Genomic DNA, 24753 nt, shown 5'->3' on the forward strand with positions numbered 1-24753 from the left:
GCGAGTCCTTCCAAGATGGTCAGGCTTGACGCCCGCGCCCCTTACTAAAGACCCGATGTCGTCGCATTCTGCACCTATGGATAACTCACTGGTGGTAGCCCTGATAATCAAATCCTTCTGGAATATCCGGCCAGACTGGCTTGCGCAGCAGTGCATCCAAATCGTCGAAAATATCCCTGAAAAAATTGGCGAGATCCATGAAGTCCGTTCGTGAATTCAGCAACGCGGCTTTCAACATGACATCATCTGTATTTTCTTTGGCGGATGCCGCTCTGGACATATTGTAGAAAGCGTTTGCTAGCCTTTCCGCTAACTCGTCTTCCCAGTTCAGCTTGTAATCAGCTTCCCAACTGCCACCATCAAAATCACCGGCTTTATCTTTCACCAATTGGATAATCAGTTTCTTTACTGACTCGAAATCTTTCATCTTTCAACTTTCTCTTGATCGGATAACTTTTGGCTGCGCTGAACAAATGGCACACTTTTTACTTATCAGACATGGCTCTCACTCAAGAGAACATCGACTTTCGCCTTATATTCAGGATGACGCTGTAGGTACTTATCACAAGCTAGCCGAAGGTATTCCATGCAGACCTCTTCACTGATAATAATTGTGTCTGCATCGCTAGAGGGATACCCATAAGAAAACTCCACTCCTTCGAAATGGCCCTCTTCAAATGAGCTATTTACATCAGGAAAGTTACAGTATGCTCCATCAACACTGAACCCCCAACGCCTCACAATATAGCCCGCAGCCTCGATGAAACGGCCATCATCATACATCCGGTCAAAATACCCTTTGACAATCCAATAAGGGTCTGACTGGCGGTATGGCTGACCGAACAACTCCTTCATAACAACCTCACTTCATTGCCGGATCATACACTGTCATTTCTTGAGTCTTCTGAACCGGAAACAATGTCCAACTCGTCCCACAGCATCGACAAGCCTATGCTTTCCATATAAGTCCCAAAGTCCAGAAAAGGCGCAACGCCGATCGCCTCAACTGAAAACCAGGTAGCGTCGCACTCTGGGCACATGAATAACTCTTTCCCAGTGGCCTTGACATGGGCACAGACAATGTAATCCTGCTGACATCTTGGGCAGATGATCATCTCTGGCTCCTGTTAGAGCACGATGCCGTTGAATGAATTTTCGCGGCGCAGATTGATATATAAAGTGGTGATCAAGTCGTCGTCATCGTCAACGTAAAACCCCATCCCCAACTCACCGACTTCAAATCCGTCATCGTCAATGACGGGGTCAATACCATGGCGACGAAACAAAGCCAACACGTCCGTGGATGTTTCGCCTACCAGCTTGTGCCCGCTCCAGGACACCGTGCTTCTTTCGAAAAACTCTACCCCTTTAACTATATCTCGCTCGTCGTAGTAGACATGAAGATCGAGCTGAATATAAGCATCGGTAGTATTCAAGGAGTCAGGTGTTTTCCAGAACACTTCGAAACCGGCTCCCAGAATTTCGCGCACTTGAGCTCTGGACAGTTTTCCATTCAGGGGGCCGACCAATCCGTATTCCGCAATTGAAAAGTCCATTTGAAGCCTCTTGCTGGCGAACAATCCAGTTTCTACTCTTTCCCCGCAACGCATGTGGGCGCGCCCTAACGTACTTCCTTGGTATAGGAAGAAAATTTACCGCCACCTTGATCAATATGTAGTCGTTCGCATTTATTGCATCGATAAACAGTAGTAGCACCCGCTCCTATCTGCTGATAGAACTCTTCCTCTGACAACCAACGATCTGCCAAGGCAGCACCTAGCTCATCTATCTTTCGCTCGGCAACCATCGAATATTCTGACTCGGACGTACCATGAGACAAATTGATTATCTGACCGCACACACAGGAAAATTTAGGCATTGTATTGGTGGCTCAACTCAAGAAAAGTAACTGCTCGCACACGGTCTTGAGACGGGCACATCAAGACAAAAAATCTTTTATCAGCGAGCGTTGGGAATGGGATCAATCATTGTTTCACCTGATAAAACGTAACCACCGGGCCGTAATCCTCATCCGAGTTCGACACCTCGACAGTGAATAATGTGTCCGGGAATTTCTCCTTCAGCACCATTCGCCAGGCAAACCCGATCATCTCGCACAGCTGAAGAAATATTCTGGGCGATACACCATTTCCGTATTGGCCAAAAAAATCATAAATCTTCACACAATTCATAAGCCGCTCAACCTCCGCCATGTCGCCAGCGGCCAGGTTCACGCAGCGCGCGAACGCTTCGTGTGAAAAATTTCGCTCGAGGAAGACGCCTCCCTCAGACACGATGAACGTCGGGAACAGCAACGTGGAAAACATCAATATCTGTTCCGGGTGGCATTGGTCGTTGATATACGAATGAATATCCAGGCCTTCCTGATTTGCCCATTGCTGCTTCCACGCGTCATAGGGTTCAGTGTCGATGACGAAGGGTAAAGAGTTGATCAGATGCATTGCATGGGCTCCAGACACGATTTTCCGCCGTAGGGGACCTGGGGGACAGATCTCTGTTTATCAGAACTTGGTTTGTCTCTGGTTCTGCTCCATTACCCGCACGATCCAGCGAGATACTGGGATTGGCAACGACGAGGCCATCGGCCTGCGCTCATAGTGGCTGCAAGACCATGATGTTTGCCAGCAGGAACGTTTGTCCGCGCTTGGGCATGCCAATGAACTGATGAGTTCGCCCACAGGGGCAGGAGACTGGTGCGCGAGGAATACGTACGACGAACGTCCATGTAGAAGATCCTGTAACGGGCAATAATCGATCTGATCAGGTGCCATGCTCGGCCGGACAGCGGCGCGGATGAGCGCAAAGAGTCGCTGGCGTCTCTACAATGGCGCATCATCCGGCATGATATTAAGTGGCCACTATTTTGGCGTCAATCAATGGATGGGTTGAACAATCGGTTTCGATGAGCGGTACAGCCCGTATCCTCGGGCAATGCGCCTGTTAAAGGCTCTGTTTGCCCTGCGTCGGTTGGCGACCGCGGGTACGCATTTCGAGCTACTCACGATTCATCCGAAGTAACCTCTGTAAGATTTCAGTCGATCCCTCGTAGGTTTCATCCCGAGTGTTCGATTCCTACGCAAAACACAGAAAGATCTGACTGCTGTCGTTTTTCAGATACACGCACATTTCTCCGTCACAAACAGACACAGGAAAATGTGCTCAATGATGCACCCCGCCAACCTCGCGGCAGCTGCCGCCTCGAAAGCGCCCATTGGTGCGCCAGCCGCCTGCCCCTTGCGCAACACCCACGTGCAACTGTTGCCCCTCGCGTACGGCCTGGTGGAAAAACCCTTCGACCCCAGCACCGAAATCACGCTGCCGTACACTCTGACCACGCGCCCCATGGGCATCCGCCGCCTGCGCGACGGCTGGCTGTACATCGCCGACAGTCTCAGCGGTGAGCTCTACGAATACCGCGTGCTGGAAGGTGTCATCAGCGCATTGCTGCATCGCGGCAAAAGCGTCAGTGAGGATCAGCGCAGCGCCATCGAAGAACGTCCGGCGTTGATCTTTTCGCGCAAAAGCACCCTTTACGTGACCTTCGCCGACGTGCAGTTGAGCGCGGCGAAGTGCCGACAGGTGCTGGACAGTGCGCAGGAACGCGAGCACTTCATGCAGGCGGTCGATCTCGGCCCGGTGCATTGTCTGATCGGCGGCGAGCATTTGCTCACCGTGGCTCAGGCGAAACAGTGGCTGGCGGAAGTGGCCTGCACAGCGAAACCGCTGGCCGAGGCCGACGCCACGCGGATGCCGGCGGTGCAGGTCAGCGACGCGCCGGAGCACGAGCGTGAACCCTATCTGTGGGAAAACCCGCGACGTTTTCGCGAGGCGCATATCGGCGAATTTCTCGGGCGGGTGCGCGGACCTTATCAGGACGACACGCTGTTTCTGCTGGTCAACGACGACCTCGGGGTGATGCGTGATCTGGCTGATTATCAGGACCTGGTGGTCGGCTGGATCGAGCAGTGGAGCAACACCGACAACAACGAGCGCGACTACCTGCTGGCCAGTTACATCGAGTCGCTGAGCCAGCTCGGATCTCAGGACTTCGACACTTTGGCCAAGGCCAGCGACGATCCGCGCGCCCAGGCATTGTTCGCTGAACTGGAGCAATTGCCCGAGCCTAATCGGGAAAATACCCGGCAGGCGCTGCTCGACTATCTGAACAAAGGTGGTGAGGTCGAGCCAGTTGCAGTCGAAGCCACGCCTGAGTTGCAACAGCTTCGCGAAAAGGCACTGGACGAGTCATTGGCGCTGAACCGCTTCGACGGCATTGCCCCGGATTTCACCGCGCACGCTCGCGTCACCGCCGAGGCAGATCGGCGCTTTTACACCCGCGAATATTTTGCTGAAGTGGCCCCGGCCGATTTCGTCGAGCGTCATCTGAACACACTGGTCGACCTCGGCAAGGATCAGAACCGACGCATGAGAGACGTGCTCGACGGCCCGTTGCTCAGCGGCAAACGCGGCATCAACGACCTGATCGACCGCCCGGCCATGGACGAGGTGCTGAACAATCATCGCGACAACCTCGGACGCTGGAATCGCCTGCTCGAACGCATCACCGCCGACCGCGCGCAATTGCTGTGCGCCGGGCGTTTCCATCGCTCGGCGTGGTATTTCGACGGGCAAGTGCAGATCGATCAGGCGCTCGCCAGCGAATACGCCTGCCTCAAGGACATCGGCCGCAGCGACGCGGCCAATGAGCAAATGCTCGGTTACCTCGAGCAACACCCGCAACTGACCCGCCCGCTGTTCTACACCTTGCCGCTGCGCTTGCAGACCGAACAGGCCGGGCAATATTCAACGCTGTTCAACGCCGGCATGGCGATGTTCAACAACCTGCCGGACTGGCTGGCCAAATTGCAGAGCATCGAGCATCCGCAGTTGCCGGCCCTCGACGATCTGCCGGCACACAGCCGCGTCCTCGCCGATGCGGTGCAGGACACCTACAGCCCGGCGCTGAACCTCGGCCTGAGCCGGGCGCTGGAAGGCTTTGATCTCGCCGGCGAGAAAATCCCCGACCTCGACGAACTGTTCCAGCGCCTGCCCAAAGCCCTGCGCCTGCGCGTCTTCGACGCCGCGCGAACCAGCGGCGTGACCTTCACCGTATCCACCCCGGCGGAACAAGCGGCGCTGCAAGCCACGATCAAGGAAGTGCTGCGCGAACGCGACTACCTGAAAACCCTCAACCGCGAACGCAACCAGCTCACCCACAATAAAAACCGCCAAGGCCACAAAACCGCCCGGGCGATGGAATTGCAGGAAGAAATCGTCCGCGTGCGCACGCAACTGGCCTTGTTCGAAGGCCGCCTTGCGGCAGCGCTAAGCCCGATTGACGAACTGCCGGATCGCTCGGCACGGCTGTATGGCGCCACCCCGGCGAAAGCGGGCGTGACGGTTGTGTTTCCGCCGGCGCAGCACGGGGAATTGCGAGGGTTGCTGGAGAACATTCGCGCGGGAGTGGCGGGGGTTTCGAAGGCGAGTCTGGTGCGGACGGAGGGGATGGGGTTGTTGGTGGTGATGGTGCAGGTGGTGAATTTGGTGGGGGTTTATCGGGAGCTGCGCAGGCAGGCTGTAAATGAAAGAGTGTGGACCTCGTTGATGAATTCAGTCGCTGCAACGGGAGCGGCGGGATTTAGTGCCGCACAAAGTCTTGCTGATACGGCGTTAAAAGTTCGCTGCGCTTCTCTAGTGGCAAGCGTTCAGCTCCATGCCTTGCAGACCGTGCACGTGCAGATGGGGAAATTGCATGTGGGATTGGGTTTTTTTACATATTTGTCAGGGTTGGCTTCTTCTACGAACAGTTTTGTCACGCAGCGCAAAAACTGGGAACAGGCGGTTCGCAGTGGAAATCCTTCGGCGCAAAGCGCAGCTGCATTGGCGACGATGGGAGCTGGTGGCATGACATCAACTACTAGCTATGGTTTGACCAACACTGTCCACTCCACATTCAAGGTATTGAAGGCGTCAAGTAATGCCGCTCGAAGAGCTGCTTGGGCCGCTGCTGGCACACGTTTATCCACCGTCTTTTTCCGCTTCAATCTCGCTGGAGCACTTTTTACCGTTCTAGAGCTGGGCGGCAGCTGGCTGTACAGCCGCTACAACATCAGTGCTCACGATAAATGGTTGAAAATCACACCGTGGAGTAGGGATAGCGAGATGCGTGGCGACCACTCACTTGATGACTATCAAAGTTATCTGGCTTTTTTAATTCACGCACCTTACGCGCAGCTTGGCCCAAATCTGTACGACTCTTGGCTGAAGGATCTGTTATTCAAAGCCAAACCCAGCGATATTCACTTAGCATTGCCGACCCTAACGCTGAATGATCTGCTGCCTCCGTTTGGCGGCAACCCAACCTCCCGTTTAGGTATCGGCGCGCACCGCATTTCAATTCCGCTGCACAGTCGAGGAGCACCACGAGAGCAGCGAGATGTCATTAGTGACGAGATTTTAAGCAGCCTGCGCATCGTGAAGTCCAGCCCAGAAGGACTGATACTTTGTCTCCAGTATCCAGCGGGCCTCGGGTCGGAATTTGTTCCCGCGAAAGAAACGCTGGAATTGGCTGTGTGCGTTCAGACATTGAATGAAAAAGGTGAATGGGCATCTCGAACTCGCGTCATTCACCTAGATCCGCGTGGTGAGGGTCATTTTGGGGTTGTTACTCCTCAACAGGTCAAAGAAAAACCTCCAGTTTTGCTGGTTGAGGCTCACCTGTTAGAAAGAGCTGACCATGCTGAATAATCACGATGATCCATTAACAATTCGCCCGCTTCAACAGCCTAGAAAGGCCGGTGACATTGAGGCGTTTCCGAGCGGAAAAATTACCTATCTCGCGCCCTTGCCATTACCAACATCAATGCCAGCTTACGGTCGGCATATTGGTGAACTGAATGACGTTTATATGGATTTCGGTTTAGGGACACTGGAGGTTTTTTCTTGGCAAGTCATTTTAGGCGGACCATTCAGCGGCACATTAATGATCGCGTTCCTATATCCACTGATGGGAGGGTTTATAGGACTTCTGTTAGGTGATAGCTGGGAGTTCATTAAAGAAGTCATTGAGGGTATTTTTTTTGCCATTTACAAATTGGCTTTCTCAACGGGTTTAATTGCCTTGTTTATTGGCCTAGGCGTCTGGCACCACGTCCACAAAACCCGCGCCACCCTCATCCCAACCCGCTTCAACCGTCAACGCCGCGAAGTCTGCTTCATGCGCGAAGGCGCCACCGAACCTGTCTTCGTCCCATGGGAATCGCTGTCCGCCTGGATCATCGAAGCCAAGGGTGCCACCCAGTTCGGCATCCATCGCCAATACGGCATGGGCATCGGTTTCTACCAAGGTGAAACCCTCATAAGCCAGGAATTCCAATGCGCCGGCCTGGAGCTCGCGATCAGCCATTGGGAGGCGATTCGCGGTTACATGGAGTACGAAGTCAACGACCTCAAATCGATTCAGGACCTGCAAGACCTGCAAGGCCCGGACGACCCGCCCCACGAAGGCCTGCACACTTTTCGTAACGCCCGGGCGCGGATGCATCAGCAGATCCGTGAAGGCCGCCGCTCGCGGTTGTCGGGATTTTTTTGGTACCTGTATCACGTCATGACTTTATGGACGGTTCCCAACCGTTTGGTCGAATGGGAAGTGCGCCGACTCGAAAGAATCGGCAAGCAGGCGCTGCCGGAAGTCATGCGCGCCTGGTCCGAGCCGCTGCCTAAAGAGCAATGGGCCAAGCCCAGTGAAGAGCTGTTGCGACTAAGCGAACAAGTGCGGCAGATGCACAAGCGCCAGCCGCATCGGCCGATTACGCAGATTTTCGCTGAGGTTTGCAGGCGGGCTGTGGACTGATGCAGAGCAGTTTTGTGACCAGAGGGAGGGAGGTTTTTTGCCTGTTTGCGCGCCTTCGCGAGCAGGCTCGCTCCCACAGAGGACCGCGTTGGATGCGGATGTTTCGGTTGATGTTGGCCGAGGCGAGAGACCCTCGGGGTGACGGCCATTTCGCAGTTGTTGCTCCCGGCTCGTTCAAGGAAAACCCGATGGTTCTGCTGGTTGAAAATCAATACCTCGAAAGGGCTGACCATGCTGAATAATCACAATGAGCCTCTTGTTGATGCGCAATGTGAGGTGATCAGAAAAGCGGGCGATGTAGAGCCGTTTCCGAGTGGAAAAATTACCTATCTCGCGCCCTTGCCATTACCAACACAAACGCCACCCTACGGGCCTCATATAGGGGTACTAAACAGTGTTTACATGGACTTCGGGTTGGGAAACCCGCAGGTATTCATGTGGCAGGTGACTTTAGGAGGACCGTTCAGTGGCACATTCATGATCGCGTTTCTATATCCACTGGTGGGAGGCTTAATTGGGCTCATGTTTGGAGATAACTGGGAGTTCATTAAGGAAATTATTGAGGGTGTTTTTCTTGCCCTTTACAAATTGGCGTTATTAACGGGTTTTATGGCCTTGGGTATCGGCCTGGCCGTCTGGCACCACGTCCACAAAAAACGTCTCTCCCTCATCCCAACCCGCTTCAACCGCCAACGCCGCGAAGTCTGCTTCATGCCCGAAGGCGCCACCGAACCAGTCTTCGTTCCATGGGAATCGCTCAGCGCCTGGATCATCGAAGCCAAAGGCGCCACCCAGTTTGGCATTCACCGCCAATACGGCATGGGCATCGGTTTCTACCAAGGTGAAACCCTCATAAGCCAGGAATTCCAATGCGCCGGCCTGGAGCTTGCGATCAGCCACTGGGAAGCGATTCGCGGCTACATGGAGTACGAGGTCAACGACCTTAAATCGATCCAGGACCTGCAAGACCTGCAAGGCCCGGACGACCCACCCCACGAAGGCCTGCATACATTCCACAATGCCCGCGCGCGGATGCATCAGCAGATCCATGAAGGCCGCCGCTCGCGGTTGTCGGGGTTCTTCTGGTACCTGTATCACGTCATGACCCTATGGACGATTCCCAACCGTCTGCTCGAATGGGAAATTCGTCGGCTGGAAAGAATCGGCAAGCAGGCGCTGCCGGAAGTCATGCGCGAATGGTCCGAGCCATTGCCAAAAGAGCAATGGGCCAAGCCGAGCGAAGAGTTGTTGCGGATGAGCGAGCTGGTGCGGCAGATGCACAGACGCCAGCCGCATCGGCCGATTACCGAAATATTCGCCGCTGCCGGTGCAAGCAGACACACGACAAGGCAAGGGGCGTGATTTGCCAGTAAACTCCCCTCCTCTCGCCGCCCGTTCTTCTTCGCGGCCACCCTCTTGATCAAAATGCGGAGTCCACCTTGCGTTTGTTCCACACCTCCGACTGGCACCTTGGGCAAAACCTGCACGGCCAGGAGCGCGATTTCGAGCACGCGTGTTTTCTCGAATGGCTGCTGCGCCAGTTGCACTTGGCGCAGCCGGATGTGCTGCTGATTGCCGGCGATATCTTCGATACGGTCAATCCGCCGGTCAAAGCTCAGGAACGCCTTTACGACTTCATCGTCAGCGCTCACGAACAGCAGCCGTTGCTGACCATCGTGATGATCGCCGGCAACCATGATTCCGGCTCGCGGATCGAGCTGCCGGCGCCGTTGATGCGGCGTTTGCGCACTCACGCGTTGGGTCGGGTCTTGTGGCTGGATGACGGGCAACTCGATGCCGAGCGCCTGCTGCTGCCGCTGCCGAATGCCCAAGGAGAAATCGCCGCGTGGTGTCTGGCGCTGCCGTTTTTGCGCCCGGCGGAAGTCACTGGCGCGCATCTGGGTGACAACTATCTGCGCGGCATCGGTCAGGTGCATGAATGGCTGATCGCGGCGGCGAATGCCAAGCGTCAACCCGGGCAGGCGTTGATCGCTATCAGCCACGCGCACATGGCCGGGGGCTCTGTGTCGGAGGATTCCGAACGCAGCCTGATCATCGGCAATGCCGAAGCGCTGCCCGCCAGCCTGTTCGGCGAAAGCATCAGTTACGTCGCCCTCGGCCATTTGCACAAGCCGCAGAAGGTCAACGGCGAGGAGCGCATCCGCTACAGCGGCTCGCCGATTCCGCTGTCGTTCTCCGAAATCGGTTATCAACATCAGATTCTCGATGTGGTCCTCGACGGTGAAACTCTGATCAGCGTCGAGCCGAAACTGATCCCGCGCTCGGTCAATCTGCAGCGCATCGGCCCGGCACCGCTGGCCGAGATTCTGCTGCAACTGGCCGACCTGCCGAACATCGATCTGCTCGCCGAAACCCAGCGCCAGCCCTGGCTCGAAGTGCGCGTGCGTCTGGATGAGCCGCAGCCGGATCTGCGCCATCAAGTGGAAACCGCACTGCAAGGCAAAGCCGTGCGACTGGTGCGCATCGCCGCTGAATACGCCGGCAATCGTGGCGCCGATGGCAGCGATGACGGCAGCACGTTGATCGAACTCGACCAGCTCACCCCGCAGGAATTGTTCAGCCGCGCTTGGCTCGACAATTACGGCAGCGAGGTCGACGAGCAGACGCTCAAGGACTTCGCCGAACTGCTGCAGGACGTGCAACTGGAGGGCGAGCAGCCATGAAAATTCTCGCCATTCGCTTGAAAAACCTCGCCTCGCTGGCCGGTCCGTTCGAGATCGATTTCACCGCCGAACCGCTGGCCAGCGCTGGTCTGTTTGCGATCACCGGCCCCACAGGCGCTGGTAAGAGCACGTTGCTTGATGCGTTGTGTCTGGCGCTGTTCGGCGCCGTGCCGCGCCTGAACAACACCGGTCGCGATGCCAAAGTCCCCGACGCTGACGGTGAAATCGCCACTGGTGACCCGCGCACCTTGCTGCGGCGTGGCACGGGTGAAGGCTATGCCGAAGTGGATTTCGTCGGCGTCGATGGCCGCCGCTATCGCGCGCGCTGGGAAGCCAATCGTGCTCGCGAGAAGGCTGGTGGCAAACTCCAGGCCAGTCGGCAGAGCCTGCGCGACATCGATCAGGATCAACTGCTCGCCAGCCAGAAAGGCGAATACAAAACCCAGCTGGAAGCCGCGCTGGGCCTGAACTTTGAACAGTTCACTCGCGCTGTGCTGCTGGCGCAGAGTGAGTTCAGCGCGTTCCTCAAGGCTGACGACAACGACCGCAGTGAACTGCTGGAAAAACTCACAGACACCGCGCTCTACACCCGCCTCGGCCGCCGCGCTTTCGACAAGACCAAAGAAGCCCGCGAAGCGCACAAGCTGTTGCAGGATCAGGCTACCGGGGTAACGCCTTTGGCGCCGGAAGCGCGCGCCGAACTCGACGAGCGTTTCAACACCGCGCAGCAACATATGAAGGCGCAACAGGCGCAGCTCAAACAGCTTGAGCAACAACACGGTTGGCTGAAGGATTTGCGTCAGTTGCAGGACGCGCAAAAAGCCGCCAGCGAACAACTGCAAACCGCGCAACAGCAATGGCAGGCACTGGCCGGCGAGCGGGTGAAGCTGACGCGTCTGGAACAGCTTGGCCCGCAACGCCATCAGTTCGCGCGCAAGGCCGAGCTTGATGCGCTGCTGACGCCACTGACGACGCAGATTGCCGCGCACACCCAACAACACGCCGCGTTGGGCGAACGCCAGACGCAACTGGCGCAAAACCTCGATACAGCAAAAGTCGCCCTCAGCGAAGCACAACAACGCCAGAGCGAAAACGCGCCGTTGCTGCGTCAGGCATTCGAAGAGCAAAGCACCCTCGCCCGTCTGATCAAGGACACTGCCAGCAGCGCCGAAGCCCGACAAACCGCCGAGCAAGCGTTCAAGGATGGCCAGAGCGCGATTCAGGCCTTGCAGGAAAAACAAGCTGAGGTCGCCGAGCGTTTGCAACGCATCGCCACCGAGCTTGAGCAGAGTGCGCATCTGGCGCCGTTGAGCGATGCCTGGAGCGCCTATCGCGACCGTCTGCAACAGCTGATGCTGATCGGCAACCGCATGAACAAGGGCCAGAGCGAACTGGCGTCCCTCGAACAGAACGCCGCGCGCAGTGCTGAGCAACTGGCCTCGCACAAGCAGCAACTGGAAGTGCTGTTCAAAGAGGCCGGCGCCGAGCCCGACGCGGTTGCGGAACAGATCGGCCTGCTCGGCACTTTGCTGCAGGACAACCGCAAACAGCTGCGCGCAGTTGAAGACCTGTCGCGCCTGTGGGCGTCTCAGCAGGATCTCGACAAGCGCAGCGCCGAGTTGCAACAACGTCAGCTCGACGCGCAGCAGCAACGCGAACGCTTGACCCAGGACGGTGTGAAAACCAAGGCCGAACTGACCGTCGCCGAGCAGACCCTCAATGTCACTCGCGAACTGCTCGAGCGTCAGCGGCTGGCGCGCAGTGCCAGTGTAGAAGAGTTGCGCGCGCAGTTGCAGGACGATCAGCCCTGCCCGGTCTGCGGCAGCAACGAGCATCCCTATCATCAGCCCGAAGCGCTGTTGCAAAGCCTTGGCCGTCACGATGAAAGCGAACAGGCCAACGCCCAGCAAGTGGTCGATCAGCTCAAGGAAAAACTGATCGAGCTGCGCGGCGAAGTCGGTGGCGTGATCGCGCAACAGAAAGAGCTGCTGCAGCAACAGGAACAACTGGCGGCGCAGCAACAAGCCCTGGCCCCGAGCCTCGACGCGCATCCGCTGGCCGCGCAACTGTTCAATCAGGACGCTGACAAACGCGACGCCTGGCTCAGCCGCCAGAACGAGCAATTGAACCAGAGCATCACTCAGGACGAACAACGGCAAAGCGCCCTGCTCACCTTGCAACAGGACGCGGCGCGCTTGTCGCAACAATTGCGTCAGGCCGAGGTGGCGCATCAGCAAGCGGCGCAACAGCTGAGCCATCAGCAGCATGAACTCAACAGCGACCGTCAGCGCCTTGAAGAAGAACTCAGCGCGTTCGGTCCGCTGCTGCCGGCTGACACTCTCGAAGCACTGCGCCTGGAGCCGGCCGCGACATTCATGCAGCTGGATCGGCAGATCGGCGAGCGTCTGGCCCAGCTTGAGCAGCAAAAGGAAGAGCTGAGCGAACAGCAGCAACGCCAGCAGACGTTGGAGAAAGAACAGGATCGCCAACAGCTGCGCACTCAGCAACTGCACAGCGCCGAGCAACAATTCACCGCGCTGACCGAGCAGCAGCAAAGCTGTCAGGAAAAGCTCGCGCAGTTACTTGGCGAGCACAGCAGCGCCGAGCATTGGCAGCAGCAGCTGGAACATGCGGTGGAACAGGCGCGCGTCGCCGAAACCAGCACCGCTGAGGAGCTGCAAAGCGTGCGCACGCAGCTGGTGCAGATCGCAGCCGAACTCAAGTCTCAGCAGGATCGCCTGCAAGCATTGGAGGCTGAAGAACAGGCACTCGCCGGCAAGATCGCCGATTGGCGCGCCAGCCACCCGGAACTGGATGACAGCGGCCTGGAAGACTTGCTGCGCTTCGACGACGCGCAAGTCGCCGACCTGCGTCAGACCCTTCAGCACAACGAAAAAGCCATCGAACAGGCCCAGGTCTTGTTGCAAGAGCGCGATCAGCGCCTGCTCGATCACCAGGCCCGGCAGGACGGCAATCTTGACGCCGAACAGCTGGACAGCGCCCTCGCCGAGCTGCAAAACCAGTTCGCCGTCAGCGAACAGCAGTGCGCCGAACTGCGCGCCGAACAGGCGGAAGACCAGCGCCGACAGAACGCCAATCAGGCGTTGGCCCGGCAGATCGCTGACGCCTACGCCGAGTATCAACGCTGGGCGCGACTCAGTGCCTTGATCGGCTCAGCCACCGGCGACACCTTCCGCAAGATCGCCCAGGCCTACAACCTCGACCTGCTGGTGCACCACGCCAACGCGCAGCTGCGCCAACTGGTCAAACGCTATCGCCTCAAACGTGGCGGCAGCATGCTCGGCCTGCTGGTGATGGACACGGAAATGGGCGACGAACTGCGCTCGGTGCATTCGTTGTCGGGCGGCGAGACGTTCCTCGTCTCGCTCGCCCTTGCGCTGGGTCTGGCTTCGATGGCGTCGAGCACGCTGAAAATCGAATCGCTGTTTATCGACGAAGGTTTCGGCAGCCTTGATCCGGAATCCTTGCAACTGGCCATGGACGCGCTCGATGGCTTGCAGGCGCAGGGACGCAAGGTGGCGGTGATTTCCCATGTGCAGGAAATGCACGAACGGATTCCTGTGCAGATTCAGGTGCGGCGCCAAGGCAATGGTTTGAGCACGCTGGAGGTGAAATGAACACGCTGTATTCCTTCCGCCGCTGCCCTTACGCCATGCGTGCGCGAATGGCGCTGCGTTATGCGGGCGTGCCGGTGGAGATTGTCGAAGTCAGTCTCAAGGACAAACCGGCGCAGATGCTGGCGCTCTCGCCCAAGGGCACGGTGCCGGTGCTGAATGCCGATGGCGTGGTGATCGATGAGAGTCTGCAGATCATGCGCTGGGCGTTGGCGCAGAATGATCCGGATGATTGGTTGCTGGCCGGTGATTCGTTCGCGGCGCTGTGGATGGAGAAACTGATTGAAGGCAATGATCAGATTTTCAAATCGGCTTTGAATCGCTACAAGTACGCCGAGCGTTACCCTGAGCAGCCGATGGAAGCTTATCGGGCTGAAGGTGCGTTATTTCTGCAGAAACTGGATGAGCTGCTTGAAGGACGTGACTACTTGCTGGCCGATCATCCGAGCCTCGCCGACATCGCCCTGCTGCCCTTCGTCCGGCAGTTCGCTCACGTTGATCGAGAGTGGTTCGCGCAGACGCCTTATGTTCGCTTGCAGGCCTGGTTGCAGCGCTTGCTCGAATCCGAACTGTTCACCTCGATCATGAAGAAGTAACTCTCTCTCTCTTGATCGTTCCCACGCTCCGCGTGGGAACGCAGCCGGGGACGCTCCGCGTCCCATTGGAATGCGGAGCGTCCCTTGAGGCATTCCCACGCAGAGCGTGGGAACGATCATTAGGCCAGTGCTTGGCACATGCCCAGCGCCATGCAATCCACTTCAAACGGCCCGAGAAAATCCACCGCAACCTTGACCGGTGGATTGCCGGCCATCAGGCCCAGCGTGTTGGCTCGTTCAATGTTGTGCGCGATGTTGTGGTTGGCCTCTATGGCCCGGGCCAAACCGCCCACCGAGCCTTGGCCAAACCCCAAGAGTGAGGCGCCGTTGGTCATCAGCGCGAGGCTGGCGATGACCCAGAGTCTGTAGCCTTTCATGCGCCGCCGACTCCTGCGAGTTCGGCCCTGTCGACCATCGCGCTTTGCGAGCGCAGTTCGAACTGGATGCCGGGGTGGGCGACGTCGATCGGGGCGTCGAAGCTGTGTTCCATTTGCGCGCCGATGCTGACAAACAGCACCACGGCCAGGTACAGACCGATGGCCAGGTAGGCGCCGCGTTTGGCGGAAGTGAGGATTGCGCTGGCCATGGTGTTCTCCGTGGGCAAAGGTTTCGATGGCCACAGAATCAATCAAAAAAGCCGAAGCAACCACTCAGGGTTTGCAATGGTGAATATCAGCTTCGTTGATTATTTAGCGGCTCTATTTGCCGGCGAGAGAAAACCTATGAGTGGAGAACGCGTACGCGCGTAGGAGCTGCCGAAGGCTGCGATCTCTTGTTTGATCATTCCCACGCAGAGCATGGGAACGATCAAGATCGCAGCCTTCGGCAGCTCCTACAGGAGAACGGTGCGCTCAGGCTTGGGTTTTGTGATCCAGCGCGGCGTAGAAGTTGGCGCTTTGTTGCAGGTATTTCTGGGTGTAGCTCTGGGTGTGGGATTTTTTGCTGGCGATTTCGACGTTGGCACCGGCTGGCAATACCACGGTGGCAGAAATGGCGGAAGCGGCGATGACGGAGAAGAGATTGAAATTCATGGCGGTAACCCTCGTGTTCGTTTGCTTGGTTTGCCCGGTCGGGCTGTGAAACAAACGTAACGCTCGAGGGTTGCTCGCTTGAAATCTTTTGTAGCATTAGCCGATATCAGTGCAATTAATACAACGATGCAGGCCCCGCAGAACGGGGCCTGTGGCTTATTGTCGCACTACAAACTTCAGATCGCTTGGCGCGTCCATCGGCAGTTTTTGCACGGTTTTGCCGAGCAGACCGGTCTTGGTATCGCGTTCGACGACGACAATCTGGTTGCTCTTCTGGTTGGCGATCAAGACGAATTTACCGCTCGGATCGAGAGCAAACTCGCGCGGGTGATCACCCTCGACCGAGCGCTTTTGCAGCTCTTTGAGCTGACCGGTCGCAGGATCAATGCCGAACACTACGAGTTGATTGGCCGTGCCGCGATTGCTCACGTAGAGAAACTTGCCGTCAGCCGAAGCATGCAGCGCCGCGCCGGCTTTGTCCGAGGTTGGCTGGCCCGCTGCAAGATCGACCAGTTGCGTCTGGGTCAGCACGCCGTCGTTGTAGTCGAACACCGCAACCTGCGCGCTCATCTCCATGGTCAGCCAAGCGTGTTTGCCATCAGCGCTGAACAGCAGATGACGCGGGCCACTGCCGGCCGGCAAGGCTACCGAGGCGGTTTTTGCCGGGGTCAGCGGCAGGTGTGGATTGGCCTTCGGGTCGTACTGATAGATGAAAACCTTGTCCGCGCCCAAATCATTGGAGAACACGTAGCGACCGTCCGGCGAAGACACCGTCGAGTGCACGTGATTCGAGGCCTGGCGCTCAGGGTTGACCCGGCTGGCCGGGTGGCCGCTCATCTGCACCACCGGTTTCAGCTGGCCGTCGGCATCGACCGGCAATACCGCCAGGGTGCCGCCCGGATCTTCCATCACCGAGTAGTTGCTGACGAACAGGTGTCTGGCATCAGCGCTGAGGCTGGAATGGGTCGGCTCGTTACCGAGGCTCTGCACTTGATTGATCAGGCTCAGCGCATGGGTCTTCGGGTCGATGGCGAAGCTGCTGACGCGGCCGACCGGGTCAGTCTGGCCCGGGCCGTTTTCATTGACCACGAACAAACGCTTCTGGTCTTTCGAGAGGGTCAGCCAGGACGGGTTTTCGGTCTTGACCACTTGCAGCGGCTTGGCGTCGATCTGGCCGGTGGCGCTGTCGAACTGCATGCGGTAGATGCCCTGGCTGGAACCGGCGGTGTACGAGCCGACCAGCAACTGCAAGGTGTCGGCGCTGGCGCTGGAAAGCCCCATCGCGCCGACGCTGCCGGCCATCAGCAAAGGCCAGAAATTACGCATCTTCATTATTGTCATCCTCATCGTCGCTGCTGCTGACTACGTCGCCGAGGCACACCAGACGATGCTCGCCCGTGGTCTTGGTGTCGCTGGCGTAACCGACGATCAGCCAGCTCTGCAGCGTCTCATCGAACGTCGCAGCCGCAACCTGAGCCGGGGTGAATTCCCAGTGCTTGGCTGCACGGCCATCAATGCATTCGATGTGCAGGTTATCGTCCTCGTCGAGGGCGAATTCGAAGGCGTGCAGGCCATCGATTTCGACCATATCGCAGTGTTCGAGGGCGTTGAGAAGGGTTTGGGCAGTCATGGCAAACAGTCTTTCTTTGGGGGGAAAGGGCCAATGATAGCCCAATGTGATCCAGAGGCCCCTGCTGGAACCTCTGTCTGATCGTTCCCACGCTCCGCGTGGGAATGCCTCAAGGGACGCTCCGCGTTCCATTGGGACGCAGAGCGTCCCGGGCTGCATTCCCACGCAGAGCGTGGGAACGATCAACACAAAAAATCGCGGTGCTGGCTAGATCGCCTCACGCGATGGCTTGCCATCCACCAGGCGCTGAATCCGCAGCGGGTTGGCGTTTTTCAGTGGTTCGGGCAGCAAGCTGTCCGGGTAGTTCTGGAAGCACACCGGGCGCAGGAAGCGATCGATCGCCAGCGTGCCCACTGACGTGCCGCGCGCATCGGACGTCGCCGGGTACGGGCCGCCATGCACCATCGAATCGCACACTTCGACACCAGTCGGATAACCATTGAGCAGGATGCGCCCGACTTTCTGTTCCAGCAGCGGCGTCAGTTCGGCGAATTGCTCGAAGTCAGACGGCTCACCAATGATCGTCGCGGTCAGTTGACCGTGCAGGCCGTGCAGCGCTGCGCTCAGTTGTGCCTGATCGGCCACTTCGACGATTACTGTGGTCGGACCGAACACTTCTTCCTGTAGCACTTCGTCGCCGTTGATCAACAGGCTGACATCGGCCTTGAACAACTGCGGCTGCGCCTGATTGCCCTGCTGCGGATTGCCGGCCAGATGCTCAATGCCACTATGCGCCAGGAGCTTTTCCAGACCTTTGCCATAGCTGCCGAGGGTGCCGGCGTTGAGCATGGTTTGCGCCGGTTGATCACCGATCGCAGCGGCGACTTGCTGTACAAACGCGCTGAACTGCGGTGAGCGAATACCGATCACCAGCCCCGGGTTGGTGCAGAACTGACCGCAACCCTGCACTACCGAAGCGGTGAGGTCGCGCGCGACGGTTTCCGAACGCGTGGCCAGTGCCTGCGGCAAGACGATCACCGGGTTGATGCTGGACATCTCGGCAAACACCGGGATCGGTTGCGGACGTGCAGCGGCCATGTCGCACAAAGCGCGACCGCCCTTCAGCGAGCCAGTGAAACCAACGGCCTGAATTGCCGGGTGCTTGACCAGCCATTCGCCGACGCCGCCACCGTAGATCATGTTGAACACGCCTGCGGGCATACCGGTTTTTTCTGCGGCACGAATGATCGCGTCGGCGACCAATTCAGCGGTGGCCATGTGGCCGCTGTGGGCCTTGAACACTACCGGGCAACCGGCGGCCAGCGCTGCTGCGGTATCGCCACCGGCAGTGGAGAACGCCAGCGGGAAGTTGCTCGCACCAAACACCGCGACCGGGCCGAGGCCGATGCGGTACTGACGCAGATCCGGACGTGGCAGCGGCTGACGATCCGGCAGTGCCAGATCGATCCGTGCGCCGTAGAAATCACCGCGACGCAGGACTTTGGCGAACAGACGCATCTGCCCGCTGGTGCGACCACGCTCGCCCTGAATGCGTCCGGCCGGCAGCGCGGTTTCGCGGCAGACCACGGCGACGAAATCGTCGCCAAGCGCATCCAGCTCATCCGCGACTGCGTCGAGGAACTGCGCGCGACGTTCGGCGCTGAGGCTGCGATACGTCGGGTAAGCCGCAGCGGCGGCCTTGGCGGCGGCGTCGACTTCTTCGGCCGTGGCCTGAATGAAATCGTGCGGCAGGGCCTCGCCCGTGCTGGCGTCGACCGAGTGCAGTTTGACGCTGCCGGCGGCGCTGCGCTGACCGCCGATGTAGTTGTGACCGAGAATCTGAGTCATGGGATCTCCTTAAAGGGTGCCGATGCTGTCCGGTTCAAAAGCCGCCTGAACCGGTGCGATACCGTTGACCAGCGCAGCGCCGAAGTCGGCCTGGCTGATCTCGAACGTGTCGCCCGGCTGGGTGCGGATGCCGTCGGCAAACGACAGGGTCGCAGTGCCGAAAAAGTGAATATGCACGTCGCCCGGACGCAGGAACTGACTGTATTTGAAGTGGTGGTACTCAAGGTTCGCCAGGCTGTGGCACATGTTGGCCTCGCCACTGAGGAACTCGTTCTGCCAGAGCACTTCGCCGTCACGCAGGATTCGGCTGGTGCCGGCAAGGTGTTGAGGCAATTCACCGGTACGAAGTTCCGGGCCATAACTGCAACTGCGCAATTTCGAGTGCGCCAGGTACAGGTAATTCTTGCGCTCCATGACGTGGTCGGAGAACTCGTTGCCCACCGCGAAACCGAGGCGATACGGCTTGCCATCGTTGCCGATGACGTACAGGCCGGCCATCTCCGGCTCTTCGCCGGCGTCTTCGGCGAACGGCGGCAGCGGGAACGCCTGCCCCGGACGCACGACAATGCTGCCGTCGCCCTTGTAGAACCACTCCGGTTGCACACCGGCCTGCCCCGCCGCCGGTTTGCCACCCTCCACGCCCCATTTGAAAATGCGCATGGTGTCGGTCATTGCCGCTTCATCGCCGGCCTGCTGGTGCATCTTGTCCCGGGCCGAAGCGCTGCCCAGATGGGTCAGGCCGGTACCGCTGACCAGCATGTGCGCCGGGTCCGGGTGATCGAGTGGCGGCAGGATGCGCAGGTCTTTGAGCAACTGCCCATAGTCGTGACTGGCGCCGAGGCCGAGGCTTTGCACTTGCTGCTCAAGCGAGTTGCCGGCCTCGATTGCCGCCAGGGCCAGATCACGGACACTGCGGGCGTCCTCGACTTCGCGGACCTGACCGTTGTCGACCACGCCGACCCGGCGCTCGCCGTTGGGTAATTCGAATTGAACCAGATGCATGATTTTCTCCTGTTCCATCAAAAACGCCGCTATCCCCTGTGGGAGCGAGCCTGCTCGCGAAAGCGGTGTACCGGTCACCAGCAGTGTTGAATGTGATGGCCTCTTCGCGAGCAGGCTCGCTCCCACAGGGGCCAGTGTTGTCAGTCAGATGCGGGTCGCGCCACGGGCGCTGGCGGCGAACTGGTCGACGGGCAGCACATGCTTGCGTTCCAGCACGCGGTAGACGATGCCGGTCAGAATCAGCCCGAACACCATCACGCCCGAGAGGAAGTACAACCCCGAAGCCAGATTGCCGGTGTATTCCTTCAACGCGCCGATCACGAACGGCCCGATGTAACCGCCCAGGTTGCCGACCGAGTTGATCAAGGCAATCCCCGCCGCGGCACTCGCGCCAGCAAAGAAACGCCCCGGCAAGGTCCAGAACACCGCGGTGCATGAGAACAGCGCGAACGCCACCAGACACAGCGCCGCCAGTTGCGCCACCGGCAGCGACAGCCAGGCGCTGAGGAACAGGCCCAGCGCACCGAGCACATAGAGCACCGCCAAGTGGCCGTAGCGATCATTCAAACGGTCGGAACTGCGCGGAATGATCAGCAGGCCGATGATCCCGAAAATGTATGGCACCGAAGAGACGAACCCGGTCACCAGATCGCTGCCGCCGAACTGTTTGATCAACGTCGGCAGCCACAGGCCCAGACCATAAATGCTCAGGGTCACCGGCAGATAGAACAGCGCCAGCAACAACACACGTTTGTCTTTCAGCGCATGCAGCGGATTGCCGTGACGGGTCTGGCCGTATTCCTGCAAATCCTTTTTCAGTTCGCCGGTCAGCCAGTCTTTTTCCGCCTGATCCATCCACTTCACTTGCTGCGGGCCGTCCGGCAGCCAGCGCAGCACCGGCCAGGTCAGCAGGATCGCCGGGGTGCCGATGACGATGAACAGCCACTGCCAGCCGTGCAGGCCGAGGATGCCGTCCATGCCCAGCAAACCACCGGACACGGGACCGGTGATCATCATCGCGATGGGTTGCGAGAGGATGAACAGGCCAAGGATCTTGCCGCGATGGCGCACCGGGAACCATTGGGTGATGTAGTACAGCACGCCGGGGAAGAAGCCCGCCTCGGCCGCGCCGAGCAGAAAGCGCATCACGTAGAAGCTGTGCGGCCCTTGCACGAAGGCCATGCCGATGGTGATCGCGCCCCAGGTGATCATGATCCGCGCGAACCAGCGTCGTGCGCCGAAGCGTTCGAGCATCAGGTTGCTGGGAATCTCTAGAAGAAAGTAACCAATGAAGAACAGCCCGGCACCGAGGCCATAGGCGGCGTCGCCGATACCGATGTCCGCGCCCATGTGCAGCTTGGCGAAGCCGACGGCGGAGCGATCCACATAGGCGATCAGGTACAGCAGGATCAGGAAGGGAATCAGTTTCAGTGTGATGCGCCGGACAAGCCGCAATTCCTGGCTCATGAGATCGGTCTCCGATTGTTGTTTTTATAGAACCTCGGGGGACGCCTCTCGCCAAAACAGCCAGGGCCATCCCTCCGTCGAAAACGACTATATAGTAATACTAATTACCCAACAACACTTCCAAAGCGCGGATTTTGAGCTTAGATTAAGCGTCAGCTCGCAAACAATAGTCTTACAATAAGAGAATCGATCATGTCTGATAAGAAACCCACCCTGCGCTCCGCCCAATGGTTTGGCACGGCCGACAAGAACGGCTTCATGTACCGCAGCTGGATGAAGAATCAGGGCATCGCCGACCATCAGTTCCACGGCAAGCCGATCATCGGCATCTGCAACACCTGGTCGGAACTGACCCCGTGCAACGCGCACTTCCGCCAGATCGCGGAGCACGTCAAACGCGGGGTGATCGAGGCCGGTGGTTTTCCGGTGGAGTTTCCGGTGTTCTCCAACGGCGAATCGAACCTGCGCCCGACCGCCATGCTCACCCGCAACCTGGCGAGCATGGACGTTGAAGAAGCGATTCGCGGCAACCCGATCGACGGCGTCGTGCTGCTCACCGGTTGCGACAAAACCACTCCAGCACTGTTGATGGGCGCGGCCAGTTGCGACGTGCCGGCCATCGTCGTCACCGGCGGGCCGATGCTCAACGGCAAGCACAAAGGCAAGGACATCGGTTCCGGCACCGTGGTCTGGCAGCTCAGCGAACAGGTCAAGGCCGGCACCATCACCATCGATGACTTCCTCGCAGCCGAGGGCGGCATGTCGCGTTCGGCGGGCACCTGCAACACCATGGGCACCGCGTCGACCATGGCCTGCATGGCTGAAGCACTGGGCACTTCGCTGCCGCACAACGCCGCGATTCCGGCTGTGGATGCACGCCGTTATGTGCTGGCGCACATGTCCGGCATGCGTGCGGTGGAGATGGTGCGTGAAGACCTGAAATTGTCGAAGATCCTCACCAAGGAAGCCTTTGAAAACGCCATTCGCGTCAACGCCGCCATCGGTGGTTCGACCAATGCCGTGATCCACTTGAAAGCCATCGCCGGGCGCATCGGCGTCGAGCTCGATCTGGACGACTGGACCCGCATCGGTCGCGGCATGCCGACCATCGTCGACCTGCAACCGTCCGGGCGTTTCCTGATGGAAGAGTTCTACTACGCCGGTGGCTTGCCAGCGGTGCTGCGTCGCCTCGGCGAAGCCGATCTGATCCCCAACCCGAACGCACTGACCGTCAACGGCAAGTCCATCGGCGAGAACACCAAAGACGCGCCGATCTATGGCGAAGACCAAGTGATCCGCACCCTCGACAATCCGATTCGCGCTGACGGCGGCATCTGCGTGTTGCGCGGCAATCTGGCGCCGCTGGGCGCGGTGCTCAAGCCGTCCGCCGCTAGCGCTGAACTGATGCAGCATCGCGGTCGCGCGGTGGTGTTCGAGAACTTCGACATGTACAAGGCGCGGATCAACGATCCGGAGCTGGACGTCGATAAGGATTCGATTCTGGTGATGAAGAACTGCGGGCCGAAGGGTTATCCGGGCATGGCTGAAGTCGGCAACATGGGCCTGCCGGCCAAGCTGTTGGCGCAAGGCGTGACGGACATGGTGCGCATTTCCGATGCACGGATGAGCGGCACCGCTTACGGCACGGTGGTTCTGCACGTCGCGCCGGAAGCGGCAGCGGGCGGGCCTTTGGCGGCAGTGAAGGAAGGCGACTGGATCGAACTCGATTGCGCCAGCGGCCGTCTGCATCTGGACATTCCGGATGCTGAACTGGCGGCACGCATGGCCGATCTGCAAGCACCGCAGCAGTTGCTGGTGGGCGGTTATCGTCAACTGTACATCGATCACGTCCTCCAGGCGGATCAGGGTTGCGACTTTGACTTCCTGGTTGGTTGCCGAGGTGCCGAGGTTCCGCGTCACTCTCACTAACAGCGCAATTCCCCTGTGGGAGCGAGCCTGCTCGCGAAGAGGGAGTGTCAGTCGACATCTATTTGACTGATATGCCGCCTTCGCGAGCAGGCTCGCTCCCACAGTTGCTTTTGCGTATCGCCTCAAATCTGTGCCGTGCCTGCTATGATGCGCGGCATCTCCATCGCTCAGGATCGCGCCACTCCCCATGGATTACCGCAAACCTACCGACCGTAAAAGCATGCACTCGCGCATCGTCCAGGAACTGGGCATGCAGATCGTCTCCGGACGCTTTTTGCCCGACGACAAACTGCCCGCCGAAGCCCTGCTTTGCGAGGAGTACGCGGTCAGTCGCCCGGTATTGCGCGAAGCCACGCGGGTGCTGGTGGCCAAGGGTCTGGTGTATTCCAAACCGCGCGTCGGCACCGTGGTCAAGGCTCGCCGCGAATGGCACATGCTCGACCCGGACGTGCTGCACTGGCTGATGCAGAGCAGCCCGCAGAATGAATTCTTCAACGTGCTGACCAGCGTGCGCAGCATCATCGAGCCGGCAGCGGCCGCCCTCGCCGCTCAGCATGCAACCGATGCCGACATCGCCGCGATCAACGAAGCCTACCAACGCATGGAAGCCGCGCCGACTCCGGAAGCGCTGTTGCAGCCGGACCTGGACTTCCACAGCCGCATCGCCGATGCCACGCACAACGACCTGCTGGCGAACCTGTGCAACATGTTGGCGGTAGCGATTGCCGAGGCGTTGAAGCATTCCAATCAACGGCCGAATCTGCATGAACTGGCGTTGCCGCGGCACAAGGCGATCCTGACCGCCATCGAGAATCGTGATGCGCTGGGTGCCCGACATGCGACGCTGGTGCAGCTGGATGATGCGCGCAGTGCGTTGAGTGTGGTGCTTGGCGCTGAGCTTTCTTAGGGCTTGAGACCGCTTGCCCTCACCCTAGCCCTCTCCCAGAGGTAGAGGGGACCGATTGGGGAATATTTGAGATTTACGCCGACTTGAACGTTCTGCTGTGAATCCATAACCGACTCGGTATTTCAGGTCGATATATCTAGCCGCACCCCTCGGTCAGTCCCCTCTCCCTCCGGGAGAGGGCTAGGGTGAGGGGCTCTTGATGTTGATTCAC

At 58.8% G+C, this 24753-nt stretch carries 22 protein-coding genes and 1 pseudogene; 9 read left to right on the plus strand and 14 right to left on the minus strand.

The window, feature by feature from the left end:
* Window positions 1-85 precede the first annotated feature (85 nt).
* The 6 genes from NF676_RS15350 to NF676_RS15370 all read right to left on the minus strand — a co-directional run bounded on the left by NF676_RS15350 (window position 86) and on the right by NF676_RS15370 (window position 2462).
* Window positions 86-427 (minus strand): hypothetical protein, encoded by a 342-nt coding sequence (locus NF676_RS15350; RefSeq protein WP_236169866.1) that lies wholly within the window; start codon window positions 425-427, stop codon window positions 86-88.
* Between the two features lie 65 nt (window positions 428-492).
* On the minus strand, window positions 493-855 hold the full coding sequence (gene cdiI, locus NF676_RS15355) for a ribonuclease toxin immunity protein CdiI (protein WP_236169865.1): 363 nt from the start codon (window positions 853-855) through the stop codon (window positions 493-495).
* Between the two features lie 23 nt (window positions 856-878).
* Window positions 879-1115 (minus strand): hypothetical protein, encoded by a 237-nt coding sequence (locus tag NF676_RS15360; RefSeq protein WP_221264762.1) that lies wholly within the window; start codon window positions 1113-1115, stop codon window positions 879-881.
* Window positions 1116-1127: 12 nt separating this feature from the next.
* Window positions 1128-1556: a hypothetical protein gene (locus tag NF676_RS15365; protein ID WP_236169864.1), complete on the minus strand. Its 429-nt coding sequence runs from the start codon at window positions 1554-1556 to the stop codon at window positions 1128-1130.
* Window positions 1557-1621: 65 nt separating this feature from the next.
* On the minus strand, window positions 1622-1879 hold the full coding sequence (locus NF676_RS27890; protein WP_488656663.1) for a DUF8617 domain-containing protein: 258 nt from the start codon (window positions 1877-1879) through the stop codon (window positions 1622-1624).
* 106 nt (window positions 1880-1985) lie between these two features.
* Window positions 1986-2462: a hypothetical protein gene (locus NF676_RS15370; RefSeq protein ID WP_252886332.1), complete on the minus strand. Its 477-nt coding sequence runs from the start codon at window positions 2460-2462 to the stop codon at window positions 1986-1988.
* 724 nt (window positions 2463-3186) lie between these two features.
* On the opposite strand from NF676_RS15370, the pseudogene NF676_RS27755 reads away from it, so the two are divergent.
* The 7 genes and pseudogenes from NF676_RS27755 to NF676_RS15405 form a co-directional block, all read left to right on the plus strand.
* Window positions 3187-3600 (plus strand): annotated as a pseudogene (locus tag NF676_RS27755) (toxin VasX); the annotation flags it as partial.
* Window positions 3601-3777: 177 nt separating this feature from the next.
* Complete coding sequence (locus NF676_RS15380) at window positions 3778-6768, plus strand: toxin VasX (RefSeq protein ID WP_435406610.1); 2991 nt, start codon at window positions 3778-3780, stop codon at window positions 6766-6768.
* On the plus strand, window positions 6758-7873 hold the full coding sequence (locus NF676_RS15385) for a SoxR reducing system RseC family protein (RefSeq protein ID WP_252886334.1): 1116 nt from the start codon (window positions 6758-6760) through the stop codon (window positions 7871-7873). The genes NF676_RS15380 and NF676_RS15385 overlap by 11 nt, the downstream gene beginning before the upstream one ends.
* Before the next feature lie 201 nt (window positions 7874-8074).
* Complete coding sequence (locus NF676_RS15390; RefSeq protein ID WP_252886335.1) at window positions 8075-9235, plus strand: hypothetical protein; 1161 nt, start codon at window positions 8075-8077, stop codon at window positions 9233-9235.
* 77 nt (window positions 9236-9312) lie between these two features.
* Window positions 9313-10557: an exonuclease SbcCD subunit D C-terminal domain-containing protein gene (locus NF676_RS15395; protein WP_252886336.1), complete on the plus strand. Its 1245-nt coding sequence runs from the start codon at window positions 9313-9315 to the stop codon at window positions 10555-10557.
* Window positions 10554-14195 (plus strand): AAA family ATPase, encoded by a 3642-nt coding sequence (locus NF676_RS15400; RefSeq protein ID WP_252886337.1) that lies wholly within the window; start codon window positions 10554-10556, stop codon window positions 14193-14195. Before NF676_RS15395 ends, NF676_RS15400 begins: the two co-directional genes overlap by 4 nt.
* On the plus strand, window positions 14192-14788 hold the full coding sequence (locus NF676_RS15405; RefSeq protein ID WP_252886338.1) for a glutathione S-transferase: 597 nt from the start codon (window positions 14192-14194) through the stop codon (window positions 14786-14788). Before NF676_RS15400 ends, NF676_RS15405 begins: the two co-directional genes overlap by 4 nt.
* 119 nt (window positions 14789-14907) lie before the next feature.
* On the opposite strand, the gene NF676_RS15410 is transcribed toward NF676_RS15405, so the two are convergent.
* The 8 genes from NF676_RS15410 to NF676_RS15445 all read right to left on the minus strand — a co-directional run bounded on the left by NF676_RS15410 (window position 14908) and on the right by NF676_RS15445 (window position 21706).
* A complete protein-coding gene (locus NF676_RS15410; RefSeq protein ID WP_016775000.1) occupies window positions 14908-15165 on the minus strand; it encodes a hypothetical protein in 258 nt (85 codons plus the stop codon).
* Complete coding sequence (locus tag NF676_RS15415; RefSeq protein ID WP_039763920.1) at window positions 15162-15374, minus strand: hypothetical protein; 213 nt, start codon at window positions 15372-15374, stop codon at window positions 15162-15164. The genes NF676_RS15410 and NF676_RS15415 overlap by 4 nt, the downstream gene beginning before the upstream one ends.
* A gap of 265 nt (window positions 15375-15639) precedes the next feature.
* A complete protein-coding gene (locus tag NF676_RS15420; RefSeq protein WP_016775003.1) occupies window positions 15640-15819 on the minus strand; it encodes a hypothetical protein in 180 nt (59 codons plus the stop codon).
* A 156-nt stretch (window positions 15820-15975) separates the two neighbouring features.
* The gene (locus NF676_RS15425) at window positions 15976-17151 is read right to left on the minus strand and encodes a lactonase family protein (protein ID WP_236169619.1); all 1176 of its coding nucleotides are present in this window, start codon (window positions 17149-17151) and stop codon (window positions 15976-15978) included.
* Window positions 17138-17449: a DUF5629 family protein gene (locus NF676_RS15430; protein WP_252886339.1), complete on the minus strand. Its 312-nt coding sequence runs from the start codon at window positions 17447-17449 to the stop codon at window positions 17138-17140. Before NF676_RS15430 ends, NF676_RS15425 begins: the two co-directional genes overlap by 14 nt.
* A gap of 207 nt (window positions 17450-17656) precedes the next feature.
* The gene (locus tag NF676_RS15435; protein WP_024013181.1) at window positions 17657-19237 is read right to left on the minus strand and encodes an aldehyde dehydrogenase (NADP(+)); all 1581 of its coding nucleotides are present in this window, start codon (window positions 19235-19237) and stop codon (window positions 17657-17659) included.
* Between the two features lie 9 nt (window positions 19238-19246).
* Complete coding sequence (gene araD1, locus NF676_RS15440) at window positions 19247-20239, minus strand: AraD1 family protein (protein WP_252886340.1); 993 nt, start codon at window positions 20237-20239, stop codon at window positions 19247-19249.
* Between the two features lie 144 nt (window positions 20240-20383).
* The gene (locus tag NF676_RS15445) at window positions 20384-21706 is read right to left on the minus strand and encodes an MFS transporter (protein WP_056789414.1); all 1323 of its coding nucleotides are present in this window, start codon (window positions 21704-21706) and stop codon (window positions 20384-20386) included.
* A 192-nt stretch (window positions 21707-21898) separates the two neighbouring features.
* Between NF676_RS15445 and NF676_RS15450 the strand changes: the two genes are divergently transcribed.
* Together NF676_RS15450 and NF676_RS15455 are read left to right on the plus strand one after the other, a co-directional pair.
* Window positions 21899-23635: an IlvD/Edd family dehydratase gene (locus tag NF676_RS15450; protein WP_252886341.1), complete on the plus strand. Its 1737-nt coding sequence runs from the start codon at window positions 21899-21901 to the stop codon at window positions 23633-23635.
* Between the two features lie 187 nt (window positions 23636-23822).
* Window positions 23823-24542, plus strand: coding sequence for a FadR/GntR family transcriptional regulator (locus tag NF676_RS15455; protein ID WP_252886342.1), 720 nt, complete (start codon window positions 23823-23825; stop codon window positions 24540-24542).
* The last annotated feature ends 211 nt before the right edge of the window (window positions 24543-24753 follow it).

Origin of the sequence: Pseudomonas siliginis (assembly GCF_024072275.1) — a bacterium.
GTDB lineage: Bacteria > Pseudomonadota > Gammaproteobacteria > Pseudomonadales > Pseudomonadaceae > Aquipseudomonas > Aquipseudomonas siliginis.

What these genes read in the sequence shown, in the direction of transcription:
- araD1 (WP_252886340.1), bottom strand. Translation starts at nt 20,239, where the DNA reads ATGCATCTGGTTCAATTCGAATTACCCAACGGCGAGCGCCGGGTCGGC.
- cdiI (WP_236169865.1), bottom strand. Translation starts at nt 855, where the DNA reads ATGAAGGAGTTGTTCGGTCAGCCATACCGCCAGTCAGACCCTTATTGG.
- NF676_RS15405 (WP_252886338.1), top strand. Translation starts at nt 14,192, where the DNA reads ATGAACACGCTGTATTCCTTCCGCCGCTGCCCTTACGCCATGCGTGCG.
- NF676_RS15430 (WP_252886339.1), bottom strand. Translation starts at nt 17,449, where the DNA reads ATGACTGCCCAAACCCTTCTCAACGCCCTCGAACACTGCGATATGGTC.
- NF676_RS15425 (WP_236169619.1), bottom strand. Translation starts at nt 17,151, where the DNA reads ATGAAGATGCGTAATTTCTGGCCTTTGCTGATGGCCGGCAGCGTCGGC.
- NF676_RS15455 (WP_252886342.1), top strand. Translation starts at nt 23,823, where the DNA reads ATGGATTACCGCAAACCTACCGACCGTAAAAGCATGCACTCGCGCATC.
- NF676_RS27890 (WP_488656663.1), bottom strand. Translation starts at nt 1,879, where the DNA reads ATGCCTAAATTTTCCTGTGTGTGCGGTCAGATAATCAATTTGTCTCAT.
- NF676_RS15410 (WP_016775000.1), bottom strand. Translation starts at nt 15,165, where the DNA reads ATGAAAGGCTACAGACTCTGGGTCATCGCCAGCCTCGCGCTGATGACC.
- NF676_RS15420 (WP_016775003.1), bottom strand. Translation starts at nt 15,819, where the DNA reads ATGAATTTCAATCTCTTCTCCGTCATCGCCGCTTCCGCCATTTCTGCC.
- NF676_RS15370 (WP_252886332.1), bottom strand. Translation starts at nt 2,462, where the DNA reads ATGCATCTGATCAACTCTTTACCCTTCGTCATCGACACTGAACCCTAT.
- NF676_RS15350 (WP_236169866.1), bottom strand. Translation starts at nt 427, where the DNA reads ATGAAAGATTTCGAGTCAGTAAAGAAACTGATTATCCAATTGGTGAAA.
- NF676_RS15415 (WP_039763920.1), bottom strand. Translation starts at nt 15,374, where the DNA reads ATGGCCAGCGCAATCCTCACTTCCGCCAAACGCGGCGCCTACCTGGCC.
- NF676_RS15400 (WP_252886337.1), top strand. Translation starts at nt 10,554, where the DNA reads ATGAAAATTCTCGCCATTCGCTTGAAAAACCTCGCCTCGCTGGCCGGT.
- NF676_RS15385 (WP_252886334.1), top strand. Translation starts at nt 6,758, where the DNA reads ATGCTGAATAATCACGATGATCCATTAACAATTCGCCCGCTTCAACAG.
- NF676_RS15435 (WP_024013181.1), bottom strand. Translation starts at nt 19,237, where the DNA reads ATGACTCAGATTCTCGGTCACAACTACATCGGCGGTCAGCGCAGCGCC.
- NF676_RS15450 (WP_252886341.1), top strand. Translation starts at nt 21,899, where the DNA reads ATGTCTGATAAGAAACCCACCCTGCGCTCCGCCCAATGGTTTGGCACG.
- NF676_RS15360 (WP_221264762.1), bottom strand. Translation starts at nt 1,115, where the DNA reads ATGATCATCTGCCCAAGATGTCAGCAGGATTACATTGTCTGTGCCCAT.
- NF676_RS15365 (WP_236169864.1), bottom strand. Translation starts at nt 1,556, where the DNA reads ATGGACTTTTCAATTGCGGAATACGGATTGGTCGGCCCCCTGAATGGA.
- NF676_RS15445 (WP_056789414.1), bottom strand. Translation starts at nt 21,706, where the DNA reads ATGAGCCAGGAATTGCGGCTTGTCCGGCGCATCACACTGAAACTGATT.